The organism is Apibacter sp. (assembly GCF_025291155.1).
Taxonomy (GTDB): domain Bacteria; phylum Bacteroidota; class Bacteroidia; order Flavobacteriales; family Weeksellaceae; genus Apibacter.
The window spans coordinates 1-15,125 of the sequence record NZ_JAMBJZ010000052.1; the positions used below are offsets into that span (position 1 = coordinate 1).

Below are 15,125 nucleotides of genomic sequence, written 5' to 3' on the forward strand. Positions count from 1 at the left end.
GTTTGCTTTCGCGCCCTGTATAACAAAAAATATTTTTGTAACCATGCAGCAATGTTTTAAAAGCATAAGAATTAAGTAATTTTTCTTTCATTAGTTTATCTATTTTTTTTAATTTCGGTATATCACAAAAACCCGCTATTAAAGCGGGTTTGATTATCGTTTTTTTGCAGAGAGGATGGGATTCGAACCCACGATACGGTTACCCGTATACTACCTTTCCAGGGTAGCCTCTTCAACCACTCGAGCACCTCTCTTTATAATTGAAGCGCAAATATAGAAATATTTTTAAATTGAACCAAGCATAAAGCTAAACTTTCTAAAAATTTTAAAATTAACTAATAACGATTTAATGAAAAAACAACTAAGAGAATAACTTAGTTGTTTTTTCATATTTATATATAAGAATGATTTACATATTAACTGTACATATCATCAATTAGTAATTTGAATTTTTCCAATACAATTTTTCGTCTAATTTTTAAAGTAGGAGTAATTTCTCCCAAATCCATATTAAAATCCATAGGGAGCAAATGGAATTTTTTAATCTTTTCAAATCCTGCCAAATGTTCTTGCATTTGATTAATTCTATTAGTAAAAAGCTCTTTTATTTTTTGATTGATTAAAAGTTCTTCTAAAGAATTAAAATGAATGTTTAATTTACTTGCAAAAAGTTTTAGAGCTTCAAAATTCGGTACTAATAAAGCAGTTACATAAGGCTTATTATCACCAACAAGTACAGCTTTCTCAATTAAAGTATCATTGGTCAATAAATTTTCAATAGGTTGGGGACAAATATATTTTCCATTGGAAGTTTTCATTAAATCTTTGATACGATCTATAATTATCAAATTACCGTTTTCATCAAATTTTCCAGCATCTCCGGTTCTAAACCAACCATCAGCAGTAAATGCTTCTTTTGTTTCTTTTTCCTTATTATAATATCCCTTGAAAACACCATATCCTTTAATGAGAATTTCATTTTCTTCACCAATGCATATTTGAACACCTGTCATAGGCTTTCCAACAGAATTATATTCATAATTATTTAGTGGAAATGCGGCCACCGTAGCAGTTGTTTCAGTTAGTCCATATCCTACACGTAGTTGAATTCCAATAGAATCAAAAAATTCAGTAATTTCAGGACTTATTGATGCGCCACCTACCGGAATAAACCATAAATTTCCACCGAGTCGTTTTTTTATTTTTTTAAAGAAAATAGTATCTACTATTTTATATTTAACAGCTAATAATAAAGGGATTTTTATATTTTTTCTTTTCAAGTCAGCATGATTTCGACCTATAGTTAAGGCAGAATTAAATATTTTTTTAAGAAGCTTAGGACTTTTTTTTATTTTTTCATTAACTGAAATATAAATTTTTTGAAAAAAACGAGGAACCGTACACATAGTAGTTGGTCTTACTTCCGTAAGAAATTTAGTAATTTCTTTTGGATTTTCACAAAAGCTTAATTGACCTCCACTAGAAAGTACGAATGAACTCCAACATTTTTCGAAAACATGGCTTAAAGGTAAAAAAACCAAAGAGTTTTCATTTTTTGGAGTAAATCCATAGAAATTTTTATGCGCATTACAGGTCTCAATAAAATTACCGTGGGAAAGCATAACACCTTTAGGTTCTCCAGTCGTTCCAGACGTATAAATTATGGATGCAATATCATCCATATTTTTAGATTTAATTTCACATTCAGTAGAATGATCTTTTATCAATTCATAAAAATGATAAGAATATTTACTTTTTAAATCGATAATATTTTTAGCTACTAAAATATGTTCAAGGGAATTGGATTTTGAATAAATTTCAAGACAATTAGAATACTGTTTTTCATTACCAGCAAAAATAATTTTTACATTAGCTTCTTTAATAATATATTCCGCTTGTTCAGATGTAAGGGTTGCAAAAATTGGAACAGTTATTCCTCCGATATTTAATATTGCTAAATCTAGAATCACCCATTGCGGCATATTATCAGCATATATAGCTATCTTATCATCAGGTTTAGCACCCAAAGATTTTAATGCATTAGCAGTTTGTTTTACTAAATTAGTAAATTCTTGCCAAGAGTAAGATTTCCATTCGTGATTTTCTTTATAATTTAAGGCTACTTTAGATGATAACACTTTGTTATCAAGTATGATTTGCGAAAAATTCATATTTAATTTTTTGTTATCGAAATTTAAAATCAATGATATTAATAAATTTTCGAAAAGTAAATTTATGAATTTTATAATTATTTTGAAATTAAGATATGTTAATAATTTCAAAAATTATCTAAGTTTTGGCTAGGTTTAGTAATAATATGTATTTTTATATCCTAAAAAATAGTAAAAAAATGGTGTCAGGAATTGTAAATACCTTAATCCAATGGTATATAAAGAAAAGGGTTAAACAAATGGAAGTTTTCATAAATAATCCTGAAGATATCCAAAATGCCGTACTAAGTGCTCTTTTATATAAGGCAAAAGATACAGAATATGGAAAAAAATGTAAATTTAAATCTATTACTTCCTATAAGGATTTTAAGGAACAGGTTCCCTTGGTGCATTATGAAGATTTCGAGCCTTATATAACACGAGCCAGAAAAGGGGAGAAGAATGTTATTTGGCCCGGTCAAATTAAATGGTTTGCTAAATCCTCAGGTACAACCAATGCCAAAAGCAAATTTATTCCTATTACAGAGGATAGTTTACAAGAATGTCACTATAAAGCAGGTAAAGATTTGTTTTCCATGTATGCATATCACAATCCGAAAACTAAAATTTTTGAATGCAAAAATCTTAGATTGGGAGGTACTAGAGAAAATTATTCCGGATTTGATTCAAAATATGGTGATCTATCAGCAGTGTTAATTGATAATCTACCCTTTTGGGCAGAGTGGAAAAGTACACCCACTAAAGAAGTTTCTTTATTAAAAGAGTGGGAAATAAAATTACCGGCAATTATTGAACAGGTAATAAAACAAGATGTAGGGAGTTTCACCGGAGTTCCTTCCTGGATGATGGTTTTATTAAGAAAAGTATTAGAAGCTACACAAAAAAAATATATTGACGAAATATGGCCGAACGTTGAATGTTTTTTTCATGGAGGGATTAGTTTTTCTCCCTATGTTGAGCAATATGCATCAATAGTTTCAAAACCCATTAATTATTATGAAATCTATAATGCATCGGAAGGTTATTTCGCCATGCAAGATACTAATGATTGTAAAGATATGCTCCTAATGCTTGACTATGGTATATTTTATGAGTTTATTCCCATGGATGAGTTTTATTCTGATTATCCATCTATTATCTCTTTAGAAGATGTACAACTAAATACAAACTATGCTCTGGTTATAACAACCAATGGAGGATTATGGCGTTATATTATTGGAGATACTGTAAAATTTGTATCAAAACATCCATATCGAATACGAGTAACTGGAAGAACTAAATTTTATATAAATGCTTTTGGAGAAGAATTAATGGTAGAGAATGCTGAAAAGGCTTTGAAGCAAGCAGAAAAAGAAACTCATGCAATAATTTCAGAATATACAGCCGGGCCTATATTCATGAAAGGAAAAGAAAAAGGTTCTCATGAATGGATAATTGAATTTACGCAGCAGCCGACTTCTCTTGAAAAATTTACGGAAATTTTAGATAGAGAGTTGCAATTGTTGAATTCCGATTATGAAGCCAAAAGATATAATGATATGACTTTGACTATGCCGAAAGTACATATTGCGAGGTCCAATCTTTTTTATGATTGGATGAAGCAAAGAGGAAAACTGGGTGGACAAAATAAAATTCCACGATTAGCCAATGACAGAGAATATCTGGATTCACTGCTGAAACTTGACGATAAATAACGTAAAAATTTTACTAATGAGACAATTATTTTTAATTTTAAGTACTAACATTATTCTGCTCTCATGTTCAACAAAAAAAAATGCTGATATTATGGTAGGTAATGATAAGGATGACCATGGGTGCATAGGTTCTGCAGGATATCAATGGTCACAAACCAAGAAAACATGTATTCGTCCTTTCGAGCAAGGAACTAAATTAAATGCTGTGTCTTCTTCATCGACTTTTGCCGCCTATATAATGGTGAAAGGAGATGTAATTGAAGTTTTTGCAGCAGAAATTAAAGGTTCTTTAATTCTAAAAAAAATAGGAACGAATGAATGGAAAAATAAAAATTGGGAAATAAATAAAATAAATAAAATTTATTACTTAGATAAAGATGGAAAAACTCTTTACAAGGGTAAATAGAATTAACAATGATTTTAATTAATGTATACAAAGAAATTTTATAAACTTTATATACAAAAATTTCCGAATGTACATTTACTTCAGTATGTTAAAGATAAATTATTTATATATAAAGATTATTTTCTAAATTATATAGATAAATCAAAGAAAAAGCTAATTATAAAGGAATTTTGAAAATTATTATAAATTTCTTAAATTAATTAATAATCGTATAAAATTATAGGATGAGTCAGTCACCTTTAGCAGAAAGAATGCGTCCGAAAACCCTTAAGGACTATCAATACCAATCTCATTTGATAGGAAAAGATGGGCCCATAAGAAGAATGATAGATAGTGGAAATTTAGCTTCTATGATTTTTTGGGGACCTCCGGGTACCGGAAAAACTACTCTTGCAGAAATCATTGCTTCCGAATCTAAAAGAGAGTATTATACCTTAAGTGCTGTAAGTTCGGGAGTAAAAGAAGTAAGAGAAGTAATCGAGAAGGCTAAAAATCAAAATTTATTTACGGGAAAAAGCCCTATTTTATTTATTGATGAAATACATCGTTTTAATAAGTCTCAACAAGACAGCCTGTTACAAGCTGTAGAAAAGGGATGGATAGTCTTAGTCGGTGCAACAACTGAAAATCCGAGTTTTGAAGTAGTTTCCGCATTATTATCTCGCTGTCAGGTTTATACACTTTACCATTTAGATAAAAATGCCTTGTCAAATTTATTACATAGAGCAATTACTGAAGATGAAATTTTATCTAAAAAGAATATAATTATTGATGAAGAGGAAGCATTGTTCCAATATTCAGGAGGAGATGCAAGAAAATTGTTGAACAGTTTGGATTTAGTAGTACAACAATTTAATGGTCAGGAAGAAATACATATCAACAACGAAGAAATAAAAAAAGTCATACAAGAAAATATGGCTTTATATGATAAAGATGGTGAACAGCATTACGATATAATTTCAGCATTTATAAAATCTATACGGGGTTCAGATCCTAATGCAGCCGTCTATTGGCTGGCGAGAATGTTGGAAGGAGGGGAGGATATCAAATTTATAGCTAGAAGGATGGTTATTTCAGCATCGGAAGATATAGGCATGGCAAATCCAACTGCCTTAATATTAGCAAACAATACATTTCAGGCCATTGCTGTCATTGGGAATCCGGAAGCAAGAATTTTATTAAGTCAATGTGCCGTATATTTAGCAACCTCTCCCAAATCTAATGCTTCTTATTTAGCCATTAATTCGGCTTTATCCTATGTAAAGAAAACGGGAAATCTATCTGTTCCTCTTCATTTAAGAAATGCACCTACCCAATTAATGAAAGAATTAAATTATGGATCGGGTTATAAATATTCTCATGATTATCCTGGAAATTTTGCTTATCAAGAATTTTTACCGGATGAAGCCTCTCATGAAACTTTTTATCAGCCGGGTAATAATTCCAGAGAAAATAAACTTAGAGATTATTTAAGGAATCTATGGATGGATAAATATGATTTTTAATTGAATTTTTACTAAATCTATTATAATTCTTAAGAAGATTATTACTAGTGAAATTTAGATTCTTATCTTAATAGATTTCATTTCAAATAACAATTTTAAATACATCATTTATCCATATTTATTATAAGTAACTTATCTGATAAACTATGAATACAGCGAAAGCGTATTTTTTTCATAATGATTTTTTTAGTAAGATATGTGTATTTTTGTATAGGAAATCTTAATAACAAATATGTCGTTAGAACTTCAGTTAAAAACACTACCCAACAAACCTGGTATTTACCAATTTTTTGATGAAAATCAAAAGATTTTATACGTAGGAAAAGCTAAAAATCTTAAAAAAAGGGTTTCCTCTTATTTTAATAAAGACCATATAGGTAAAACTAAGGTTTTGGTATCAAAAATTAGGAATTTAAAAATTACTGTTGTGGATACTGAATATGATGCTTTGTTATTGGAAAACAATCTAATAAAAGAATATCAGCCTCGATATAATATCCGTTTAAAAGATGATAAGACTTATCCTTGTATATGTATTAAAAAAGAACCATTTCCAAGAATATTTCTTACCAGGAAAATTATTCATGATGGATCGGAATATTACGGACCTTATAGCTCTGTAATAGTTGCAAAAGCCTTGTTAGAGCTTATTAAAAGTATTTATCCTTTACGAAGCTGTAATTTAGATCTATCTAAGGAAAAAATTCAAGCTCATAGATATACGGTTTGTCTTGAATACCATATTCATAATTGCTTAGGTCCGTGTGAGGAAAATCAAACGCTGGATGATTATTTAGAAAATATTAAAGAAATTAGGGATATCATCAAAGGAAATATATCGGAACCTTTAGCTTCTTTACGAAATAAAATGATGAAGTATTCTCAGAAAATGGAATACGAAAAAGCGCAGCAAATCAAGGAGAAGTTAGATCTATTGGAAAAATATCAGGCAAAATCAACCGTTATTTCTCCAGTTATTTCCAATGTTGACGTTTTTGGAATAACTTCAGACGAATCTGCTGCTTATATCAATTATTTTAAAATTGTGAAAGGAAGAATAATTCAATCCTATACTACTGAAATTAAAAAACTTTTAGAAGAGACAGAAGAAGAAATATTGCAAAAATGCATCATAGATATACGGGAAAAATTTAACTCAGCATCCAAAAATATTTATATACCTTTTCCTATAAATTTGAAAATACCAGAAGTAAAATTAATAATACCTAAGATAGGCGATAAAAAGAAAATTTTAGATTTATCTGAAAGAAATGCAAAAGAATACAGATTGGAAAAACTAAAACAGGTAAAAATAGTAGATCCTGAACGCCATTCCAATCGCATTATGGCGGAAATGAAAACACTTTTACATCTTCCAGAAGAACCACGTTTAATTGAAGGCTTTGATAATTCAAATATACAGGGAACGAATCCTGTTTCCGCCTGTGTCGTCTTTAGGAATGGAAAACCAAGTAAAAAGGAATACCGCATTTTTAATGTTAAAACTGTTGAAGGTCCCAATGATTTTGCTACGATGGAGGAGGTAATTTATAGAAGATATAAAAGACAGTTAGATGAAAATAATGAGCTTCCTCAACTAATACTCATTGATGGAGGTAAAGGTCAACTAAGTTCAGCGTATAAATCATTAGAATTATTAGGTTTAGCTGGAAAAATTCCTATTATTGGAATTGCAAAGAGATTAGAAGAGCTTTATTTTCCTCATGATCCAATTCCTTTGTATTTAGATAAGACGTCTGAGACCTTAAAAGTACTTCAAAAAGTACGAGATGAAGCTCACAGATATGGAATTACCAGACACAGGAATAAAAGAAGTAAAAAAACTTTTACTACTGAATTGGAAACAATTTCCGGTATCGGAAAAAAAACCATTGAAATACTCTTAAGTCATTTCAAATCCGTTTCTGCTATAAAACAGGCAAACGAGAATGAAATTAAAAAACTTATTGGCGATAAAAGAACTTCAATCATTCTAGATTATTTTAATACTGAAAATTAAATTCTTGTAATAATTATAGCTATAAAAAGTTAACCATTGAAATTTTATAATATAATTCAAAGATAATAGTATTTTTGCCTATTATTTTAAATACAATCTTTATGAATTATACTATCTGTTCTAAAATCAGTTTACTGTTTGTTTTTATAGTGAGCTTTCAATTTGCAAATTGTCAAAAAAAATCTTCATACAATTTAGTACTCTTACATTCTGTAAAAAAAATGCTTACAGCTAGTACCGACCAAAGTTTTTCTGTATTGAAAGATACTGGGTCTTTTTTAATCAATAACAGCTTAGAGGAAGCTCTTCCCGACGAACTCAAACAAATTAATTCGAAACTTGAATCTTTAGGATTAACCGGTTTAGTTGAAAAAGAAAAACAAAATATAGGAAAAGCTGCTCAAGAAGTTGTTCCTTTAATAAAACCGATTATCAATTCAGCCATAAAAGAAATTAAACCATTAGATGCTGCAAAAATACTAGCAGGAGGAAAAGGAGCAGCTACACAATATTTGAAAAAGAAAACAGAAGCTAAACTTATTGCTGCTATACAACCTAAAGTTGAAAACGAAATGAATTCCAGTGGCATAAGTACTTTGATCAATACAGCTTTAAATGATCAAAGATTACAAAATGCAATAGCTTTACTTACGGGAAACAATTCTTCTTCTAATACGTATACGAGTAAATCAATAGGGGAATATGCGACACGTCAAATTGTAAATGGATTCTTTAAGGTTGCTGAAGATTATGAAATAAAAAATTCAGATCTTACCCAAGATCGTATAAAATCTCTTGTAAAATAATTTTTTATACCCTTGTATATAAAATGATTATATATTTAAAATTAAGGTAAATAATTTGAACAGAGAAAATTATTATTAAAAAATAAATAAAAAAGCCATTCATATTTGAATGGCTTTTTTATTTATCCAATGGTTAATTATTTAATCATTTCATAGCTACGTTTTATAAAATCGGTAAGCTCTTTCCCTTTTAATATATTTTGAGAAAGTTTAGCCAAATCTAATGCTTGTTTAATAATAGAAGCTTTCTCTTCTTTATTATCTTTTTTTAAGATTTCAGTAGCTAGAGGATTATTTGTGTTGATAACAAGATTGTAAGTTTCTGGAAAATTACCCATCATACCAAACATGCCTCCACCCACTTGCTGCATATCCTTCATTCTACGCATAAATTCTGGTTGGGTCAAAATAAATGGCGCATCGTCTTTGCTAAGATTTTCCAAAGAAATGGTATAGGTTTTAGAATCTATGGTTTCTTCTAATTCTTTTTTAAGAGTTTCTTTTTCTTCATCTGTTAAAACAGAAACCGTATTTTCATCTTTTTTAATGAGATTATTGATATGATCAGCATCTACACGAACAAAAGAAATATTTTCTTTAGAAGTTTCCAATTTTTGAATTAAGTGAGGAACAATAGGAGAATCCAAAAGTAGAACTTCATATCCTTTTTGCTTAGCAGTCTGGATGTATTGATCCTGCTCATCTAAATTTGAGGCATATAAAATCACTAATTTACCATCCTTATCAGTTTGGTGATCTTTAATCTTATTTTTTAATTCGTCAAATGTGTAATAGGTATGGTCTACAGTCGGATAGAGAGCAAATTTATCAGATTTTTCATAGAATTTTTCTTCAGAAATCATTCCATATTCGATGACAATTTTAATATCATTCCATTTCTTTTCAAAATCTTCACGATTTTCATTAATCAATGAAACCATTTTATCGGCTACTTTCTTAGTGATGTACGAAGATATTTTCTTTACTGCACCATCAGCCTGTAAATACGAACGTGATACATTTAATGGAATATCCGGGGAATCAATAACTCCTCTTAATAACATTAAGAAATCAGGAACGATTCCTTTCACTTCATCTGTAACGAATACTTGATTTTGATATAATTGAATTTTATCTTTATCTAAATTTAAATTGTTAGCTAATTTAGGAAAGAATAAAATTCCTGTTAAATGAAATGGATAGTCTACGTTTAAATGAATGTAAAATAAGGGTTCATCAAATTGCATTGGGTATAGCTCATGATAAAACGCTTTATAATCCTCATCTTTCAACTCAGAAGGAGATTTAGTCCATGCCGGCGTTGGATTATTTATAATATCATCTACGATAACTTTTTCAGGCTTAGCATCCTTATCGGCACCTTCAGGTAAAGGCAACGTTTCTTCCTTAGTTCCAAATTTAATCGGAATAGGCATAAAACGGTTATACTTTAATAGAAGTTCACGAATTTTATATTCTTCTAAGAATTCAGAAGAATCTTCAGCAATATGTAAGATTATTTCTGTTCCGCGATCTTTTTTATCAGAAGGACCTAAATCAAATTCCGGGCTTCCGTCGCATACCCATTGTACAGCAGGGGCATCCGTATAAGATTTAGTAATAATTTCAACCTTATCGGCTACCATAAAAGCAGAATAGAAACCAAGACCGAAATGTCCTATGATTCCTTCTTTTTCTGCATCTTTATGTTTTGAAATGAAATCCTCAGCTCCTGAAAAAGCAACTTCGTTAATATATTTTTGAACTTCTTCTTCAGTCATACCGATCCCTTGATCAATAATATGAAGGGTTTTATCTTCTTTATTTATTTTTATTTCAATAATTGGGCTGCCATATTCTACTTTGGTTTCACCTATGTTAGATAAATGTTTAAGTTTTAATGTGGCATCTGTAGCATTTGATACGAGCTCACGTAAAAATATTTCGTGATCGTTGTATAAAAACTTTTTTATCAGCGGAAAAATGTTTTCTACCGATACATTAATATTTCCTTTTGCCATATATAAATATTATTATTTTAGATTTTTTATTGATTATTGCAGAAAAATCAAAAAAAGTACCAAGGAAATTCTAATGACAAAATGACGGTAATAAAGCAAAAAAGTAATCTTTATTGTTAAAATTTATTTAAATAGAAATTTAGTTCTTACAATTTTTCAAAATTAAAATAATAACTAATTTTACTTGTTACAGAAAATATTATAAATTAATGAAAAAAATATCAATACGCACAGCTGTAAAAGCAGATTGTTCAAGAATTATGGAACTAATTCATGAGTTGGCAGATTATGAAAAAGCACCGGAACAGGTTACAGTAAGTAGAGAACATTTTGAGGAAAGTGGTTTTGGTAATCAACCGGTTTGGTGGGCATTTGTGGCGCAAGACGATGAAACCCGATCTATTGTCGGATTCGCTTTATATTATATTCGATATTCAACTTGGAAAGGACAACGCTTATATTTAGAAGATCTTTTTGTTTCTCGGGAATGGAGAGGAAGGGGAATAGGAAGCCAACTTTTTGATGCTTTACTAAAAGAAATGAGAGATAAAAAGTTTAATGGTATGGTTTGGCAAGTGTTGGAATGGAATGAATCTGCTATAGAATTTTATAAAAAATACAATACAGATTTTGATTCGGAATGGATCAATTGCAGTATCGAAAATACTAATTCTTAATTGATAGAATGAATATTTTAATTAGATTAAAATTCTATAATTTATAAAATTTTCCTATAAAATGATGTAAGTTTATTCATCAATATTTTAAGAAAGATTTGCAAATGATTGAAAAATTTTATTAAAATAAACTATTAATTTAGGGAATTGCAGGTTAAAAGCGCGATATTTTTTGAATTTTATTATATTTGTAAGATTTATAAATTTTCATATAAAGTTTTAAATAAAAAAATAGTTATCAATTTAAATGTAAGGAAATTAAGTAATATAGCTTCCATATTCTATATAATTACGAACAAGTTAATAATTAATTTTGAAAAATTTAAAGTCTGAAAGAACCAAGAAAGAATTAAAAAGAGGTTTATCCAATCGACATATTCAACTTATAGCTTTAGGGGGCTCAATAGGGACAGGATTATTTTTAGGAATAGGTCCTGCAGCGGTAATGGCCGGGCCTTCAGCAATTCTGGGCTATACCATTGCCGGTTTTATAGCTTTTATGATTATGAGACAATTGGGAGAGATGGTTGTAGATGAACCGGTTTCGGGAAGTTTTAGCCATTTTGCCAATAAATATTGGGGGCCTTTTGCCGGATTCGCCTCAGGCTGGAACTATTGGTTATTATACACCTTAGTTAGTATGACAGAATTGACCGCCATTGGAACTTATATACAATTTTGGTGGCCTGAAATTCCATTATGGGCTTCCAGTTTATTTTTCTTTGTGGTTATTAATTTAATAAATTTATCCAATGTAAAGATATATGGAGAAGCAGAGTTTTGGTTCTCAATTATAAAAGTGATTGCCATTATTGCCATGATTGTATTCGGTAGCTATTTACTTATTAGCGGTACGGGTGGACCTAATGCTTCAATAAAGAATTTATGGAATGATGGGGGATTTTTTCCTAAAGGCTTATTTACACCTGATGGAGCAGGCAGCTATCAAGGATTATTCGCTTCTATGGCTTTTATTATGTTTTCTTTCGGTGGATTAGAACTTATCGGTATTACTGCTTCCGAAGCGGAAAATCCCGAAATAACCATTCCAAAAGCAACCAATCAGGTAATTTATAGAATTCTAATTTTTTATACTGGTGCATTAATCATTTTATTTTCTCTTTCACCATGGAGAGAAATTACTACCGGAAGTAGTCCTTTTGTAACCATTTTTGATACACTTAATGGTTTCAGCTTTTCGATTTTGGGCCATACATTTTATTTTACCAGTATTATCGCCAATGTATTAAATGTAGTGGTTCTTACTGCAGCACTTTCTGTTTATAACAGTAGTGTATATAGTAACAGCCGAATGTTATACGGGTTGTCTGTACAGGGAAATGCTCCGAAGTTTTTATCAAAACTCAATTCCAATCATGTACCCGTAATGGCTATCTTGGTTTCAGCTTTATTTGCAGCTGTTTGTGTTATCATTAATAAACTGATGCCTAAGGAAGCTCTTAATTATTTAATGTCTTTAGTGGTTTCATCACTTATTATTAACTGGATTATTATTAGTTTAACTCATTTCTATTTTAAGAAAAGCAAAAATAAAGAGGGAATTTATAATACCAAATTTCCTTCTCTATGGTATCCGTTTGGTAACATTCTTTGTTTATTATTCTTAGTTGGTATTTTACCAATTATGTGGATGACAGGAATGGAATTATCCATTGAGCTCATTCCGGTTTGGTTATTTGTTTTATATTTTTGCTATCGATTTCCAAAATATAAATGGATATTATTAATTATCTTCCTTGTTTATTTTGCTTGGAGGATTTTAACAATGTTTTATTAATCTAAACTATTTTCAAATCACCATTTTCGCTTTAGAAAATTTAAAAAAGTCATTGCATAATCAAGAAAATAAGATTGTTGACTTAATCAATTGTATATCTAGGATGTAATTTTTATTAAGAAAATCGATTTTCTTGCTTACTGATTAAACCCAATCATTTTTTTCTCAATAAGATATGTAAAAACGTTCTGTAAAATTATTTTTTAGGAACGAGAAAGCTTTTCTAACGCGAATTGTATCATTTTATCTATAGAAGAATAGGGGTCTTTACTGAATGTACCGGCATACCTATTTGCAACAATCGTGTTTAGCGATAAGGCCCTGTGTCCCATAAGTTTTGATAATCCGTAAATGGCTGAAGTTTCCATCTCAAAATTGGTAATTCTATGATTTTTATATTGGAATTGAGATAGTTTTTCATTCATTTTTTCGTCATCTAAATTCAATCGTAAAATTCTTCCTTGAGGCCCGTAAAATCCAATGGCGGTAGCAGTAATTCCGGTTACAACGGACGAATTTTCACACATAAGAGCTAGTAATTCTTCCGATCCATCCACTACGTAAGGTGTAGCTCTTTTTTTATTCCACCCGGTCTGAGAAGTAAACGCTTGAGCAATTTCATTGGTATAAAATTTTTCCGTTCCCATGTAAAAACTCATTAAACCGTCAAATCCCAACCCTTTATTGGAAGCAACCATAGTATCCACAGGTATATCTGCTTGTAAAGAACCAGAGGTTCCTAATCTAACAAAAGTCAGTTGGGTTGATTCAGTTTTTATTTTTTTATTAACCAAATCTATATTAGCTAAGGCATCTAACTCATTAATTACTATATCTATATTGTCAGTACCCATACCTGTGGAAATAACGGTTAGTCTTTTACCGTTTAGCCATCCTGTATGTGTTACAATTTCGCGTTTTTGAGATTTAACTTCTATGGTATCGAAATATTGAGAAACCTTGGGTACGCGATCCGGATCTCCAACCAGGATTATTGTATCAGCCAATTCTTCGGGTCTGATATTACAATGATATATACTTCCGTTAGGATTTAAAACTAATTCTGAACTTGACAATTTTGTAGCCATAAATGGTATGGTTTTATGATAGATTTTATACTTTTTTATCCTCCGACACGTTTTATGGAAAATCCTTTTTCTTTTAAAATATCCATAATTTTATCTCGGTAATTCCCTTGGATTACGATAGTATCATCTTTTACTGAACCACCAACGCCTAATTTGGATTTGATTTCTTTTGCCAGACTTTTTAAATCTTCATCTGAACCATTGTAATTTTCCAAAATTGTAACCGGTTTTCCGTTTCTTCCTTTTTTTTCGTATTTACAAACGATTGGGTCATCCTGCATAAACAGTTCATTTTCCGATTGTGAAGACGATACTTCTTCTTCAAATTTATGATCGGGAAATATTTTTTTTAGCTGATCTTGTAAATCCATGATATAGATTGAGTATTGGTTACGAATTTAGGAATTTTTTAATTTCTAATCTTTATTGTATTCAAGAATAGCTAATATTTTTACTACTTATGATAAGATTGTTTGTTATGCCGGATAGATTTTTTAATAAGGAAATTTTAATTTATTTTTGATAGGTATCTAAATTAATAATGTAAATGATAACGATTAGAAAAATTTATTTGGCTGATTTGGATGTTCTTCAGGATATAAGCATTAAAACATTTGTCGAAACTTTCGGAAGTTCAAATACGAAAGAGAATATGAATATTTATGTGCATAATAGTTTTAATAATCTACAAATGGAATCGGAACTTACCAATCCTGATTCAGAATTTTATTTTGCTGAAGCGGGAAATAAAGTGATTGGATATTTAAAAATTAATTTTGGAACAGCCCAAACTGAGAGTAAGCATTATAATAGTTTGGAAATTGAAAGGATTTATGTCTTGAATGCTTATCAGAAACAAAGGGTAGGACAGCAGTTATTTGAAAAAGCTCTTGCCATAGATTAAGAGAACAGATGTAGATATATATGGTTGGGTGTTTG

Annotated in this window: 12 protein-coding genes and 1 tRNA gene; 8 read left to right on the top strand and 5 right to left on the bottom strand. The window is 30.0% G+C overall.

The features are described 5' to 3' along the window. Window positions 1-167: 167 nt before the first annotated feature. A tRNA-Ser gene (locus tag M3Z80_RS06215) sits at window positions 168-254 on the bottom strand. A 162-nt stretch (window positions 255-416) separates the two neighbouring features. Further along, entirely contained in the window at window positions 417-2,171 is a 1,755-nt protein-coding gene (locus M3Z80_RS06220) for an AMP-dependent synthetase/ligase (protein WP_293918581.1), read from the bottom strand. Between the two features lie 179 nt (window positions 2,172-2,350). Here M3Z80_RS06220 and M3Z80_RS06225 point away from each other — a divergent pair, with 179 nt between their 5' ends. The 5 genes from M3Z80_RS06225 (at window position 2,351) to M3Z80_RS06245 (ending at window position 8,602) form a co-directional block, all read left to right on the top strand. Further along, on the top strand, window positions 2,351-3,865 hold the full coding sequence (locus M3Z80_RS06225; protein ID WP_293918583.1) for a GH3 auxin-responsive promoter family protein: 1,515 nt from the start codon (window positions 2,351-2,353) through the stop codon (window positions 3,863-3,865). Between the two features lie 16 nt (window positions 3,866-3,881). After that, a complete protein-coding gene (locus M3Z80_RS06230; protein WP_293918585.1) occupies window positions 3,882-4,271 on the top strand; it encodes a hypothetical protein in 390 nt (129 codons plus the stop codon). Window positions 4,272-4,495: 224 nt separating this feature from the next. Further along, the gene (locus M3Z80_RS06235; protein ID WP_293918587.1) at window positions 4,496-5,776 is read left to right on the top strand and encodes a replication-associated recombination protein A; all 1,281 of its coding nucleotides are present in this window, start codon (window positions 4,496-4,498) and stop codon (window positions 5,774-5,776) included. Window positions 5,777-6,008: 232 nt separating this feature from the next. Further along, window positions 6,009-7,796: an excinuclease ABC subunit UvrC gene (uvrC, locus tag M3Z80_RS06240; RefSeq protein WP_293918588.1), complete on the top strand. Its 1,788-nt coding sequence runs from the start codon at window positions 6,009-6,011 to the stop codon at window positions 7,794-7,796. A 101-nt stretch (window positions 7,797-7,897) separates the two neighbouring features. Further along, entirely contained in the window at window positions 7,898-8,602 is a 705-nt protein-coding gene (locus M3Z80_RS06245) for a DUF4197 family protein (RefSeq protein ID WP_293918589.1), read from the top strand. A gap of 137 nt (window positions 8,603-8,739) precedes the next feature. Here the strand turns inward: M3Z80_RS06245 and htpG are convergent, their stop codons facing one another. Further along, a complete protein-coding gene (htpG, locus tag M3Z80_RS06250) occupies window positions 8,740-10,623 on the bottom strand; it encodes a molecular chaperone HtpG (protein ID WP_293918590.1) in 1,884 nt (627 codons plus the stop codon). A 209-nt stretch (window positions 10,624-10,832) separates the two neighbouring features. Here htpG and M3Z80_RS06255 point away from each other — a divergent pair, with 209 nt between their 5' ends. Further along, the gene (locus M3Z80_RS06255) at window positions 10,833-11,300 is read left to right on the top strand and encodes a GNAT family N-acetyltransferase (RefSeq protein WP_293918591.1); all 468 of its coding nucleotides are present in this window, start codon (window positions 10,833-10,835) and stop codon (window positions 11,298-11,300) included. Between the two features lie 313 nt (window positions 11,301-11,613). After that, complete coding sequence (locus M3Z80_RS06260; RefSeq protein WP_293918593.1) at window positions 11,614-13,098, top strand: amino acid permease; 1,485 nt, start codon at window positions 11,614-11,616, stop codon at window positions 13,096-13,098. A gap of 203 nt (window positions 13,099-13,301) precedes the next feature. Here M3Z80_RS06260 and M3Z80_RS06265 read toward each other — a convergent pair whose 3' ends face one another. Then, window positions 13,302-14,186, bottom strand: a complete 885-nt coding sequence (locus M3Z80_RS06265) for a nucleoside phosphorylase (protein WP_293918595.1) — start codon at window positions 14,184-14,186, stop codon at window positions 13,302-13,304. 35 nt (window positions 14,187-14,221) lie between these two features. Further along, on the bottom strand, window positions 14,222-14,557 hold the full coding sequence (locus M3Z80_RS06270; RefSeq protein ID WP_293918597.1) for a translation initiation factor: 336 nt from the start codon (window positions 14,555-14,557) through the stop codon (window positions 14,222-14,224). A 176-nt stretch (window positions 14,558-14,733) separates the two neighbouring features. Here M3Z80_RS06270 and M3Z80_RS06275 point away from each other — a divergent pair, with 176 nt between their 5' ends. Then, window positions 14,734-15,090 (top strand): GNAT family N-acetyltransferase, encoded by a 357-nt coding sequence (locus tag M3Z80_RS06275; protein ID WP_293918598.1) that lies wholly within the window; start codon window positions 14,734-14,736, stop codon window positions 15,088-15,090. Window positions 15,091-15,125 lie beyond the last annotated feature (35 nt).

Excerpts from the sequence above, each read along its gene's own strand:
- M3Z80_RS06220 (WP_293918581.1), bottom strand. The coding sequence starts at position 2,171 with ATGAATTTTTCGCAAATCATACTTGATAACAAAGTGTTATCATCTAAA.
- M3Z80_RS06225 (WP_293918583.1), top strand. The coding sequence starts at position 2,351 with ATGGTGTCAGGAATTGTAAATACCTTAATCCAATGGTATATAAAGAAA.
- M3Z80_RS06230 (WP_293918585.1), top strand. The coding sequence starts at position 3,882 with ATGAGACAATTATTTTTAATTTTAAGTACTAACATTATTCTGCTCTCA.
- M3Z80_RS06235 (WP_293918587.1), top strand. The coding sequence starts at position 4,496 with ATGAGTCAGTCACCTTTAGCAGAAAGAATGCGTCCGAAAACCCTTAAG.
- uvrC (WP_293918588.1), top strand. The coding sequence starts at position 6,009 with ATGTCGTTAGAACTTCAGTTAAAAACACTACCCAACAAACCTGGTATT.
- M3Z80_RS06245 (WP_293918589.1), top strand. The coding sequence starts at position 7,898 with ATGAATTATACTATCTGTTCTAAAATCAGTTTACTGTTTGTTTTTATA.
- htpG (WP_293918590.1), bottom strand. The coding sequence starts at position 10,623 with ATGGCAAAAGGAAATATTAATGTATCGGTAGAAAACATTTTTCCGCTG.
- M3Z80_RS06255 (WP_293918591.1), top strand. The coding sequence starts at position 10,833 with ATGAAAAAAATATCAATACGCACAGCTGTAAAAGCAGATTGTTCAAGA.
- M3Z80_RS06265 (WP_293918595.1), bottom strand. The coding sequence starts at position 14,186 with ATGGCTACAAAATTGTCAAGTTCAGAATTAGTTTTAAATCCTAACGGA.
- M3Z80_RS06270 (WP_293918597.1), bottom strand. The coding sequence starts at position 14,557 with ATGGATTTACAAGATCAGCTAAAAAAAATATTTCCCGATCATAAATTT.
- M3Z80_RS06275 (WP_293918598.1), top strand. The coding sequence starts at position 14,734 with ATGATAACGATTAGAAAAATTTATTTGGCTGATTTGGATGTTCTTCAG.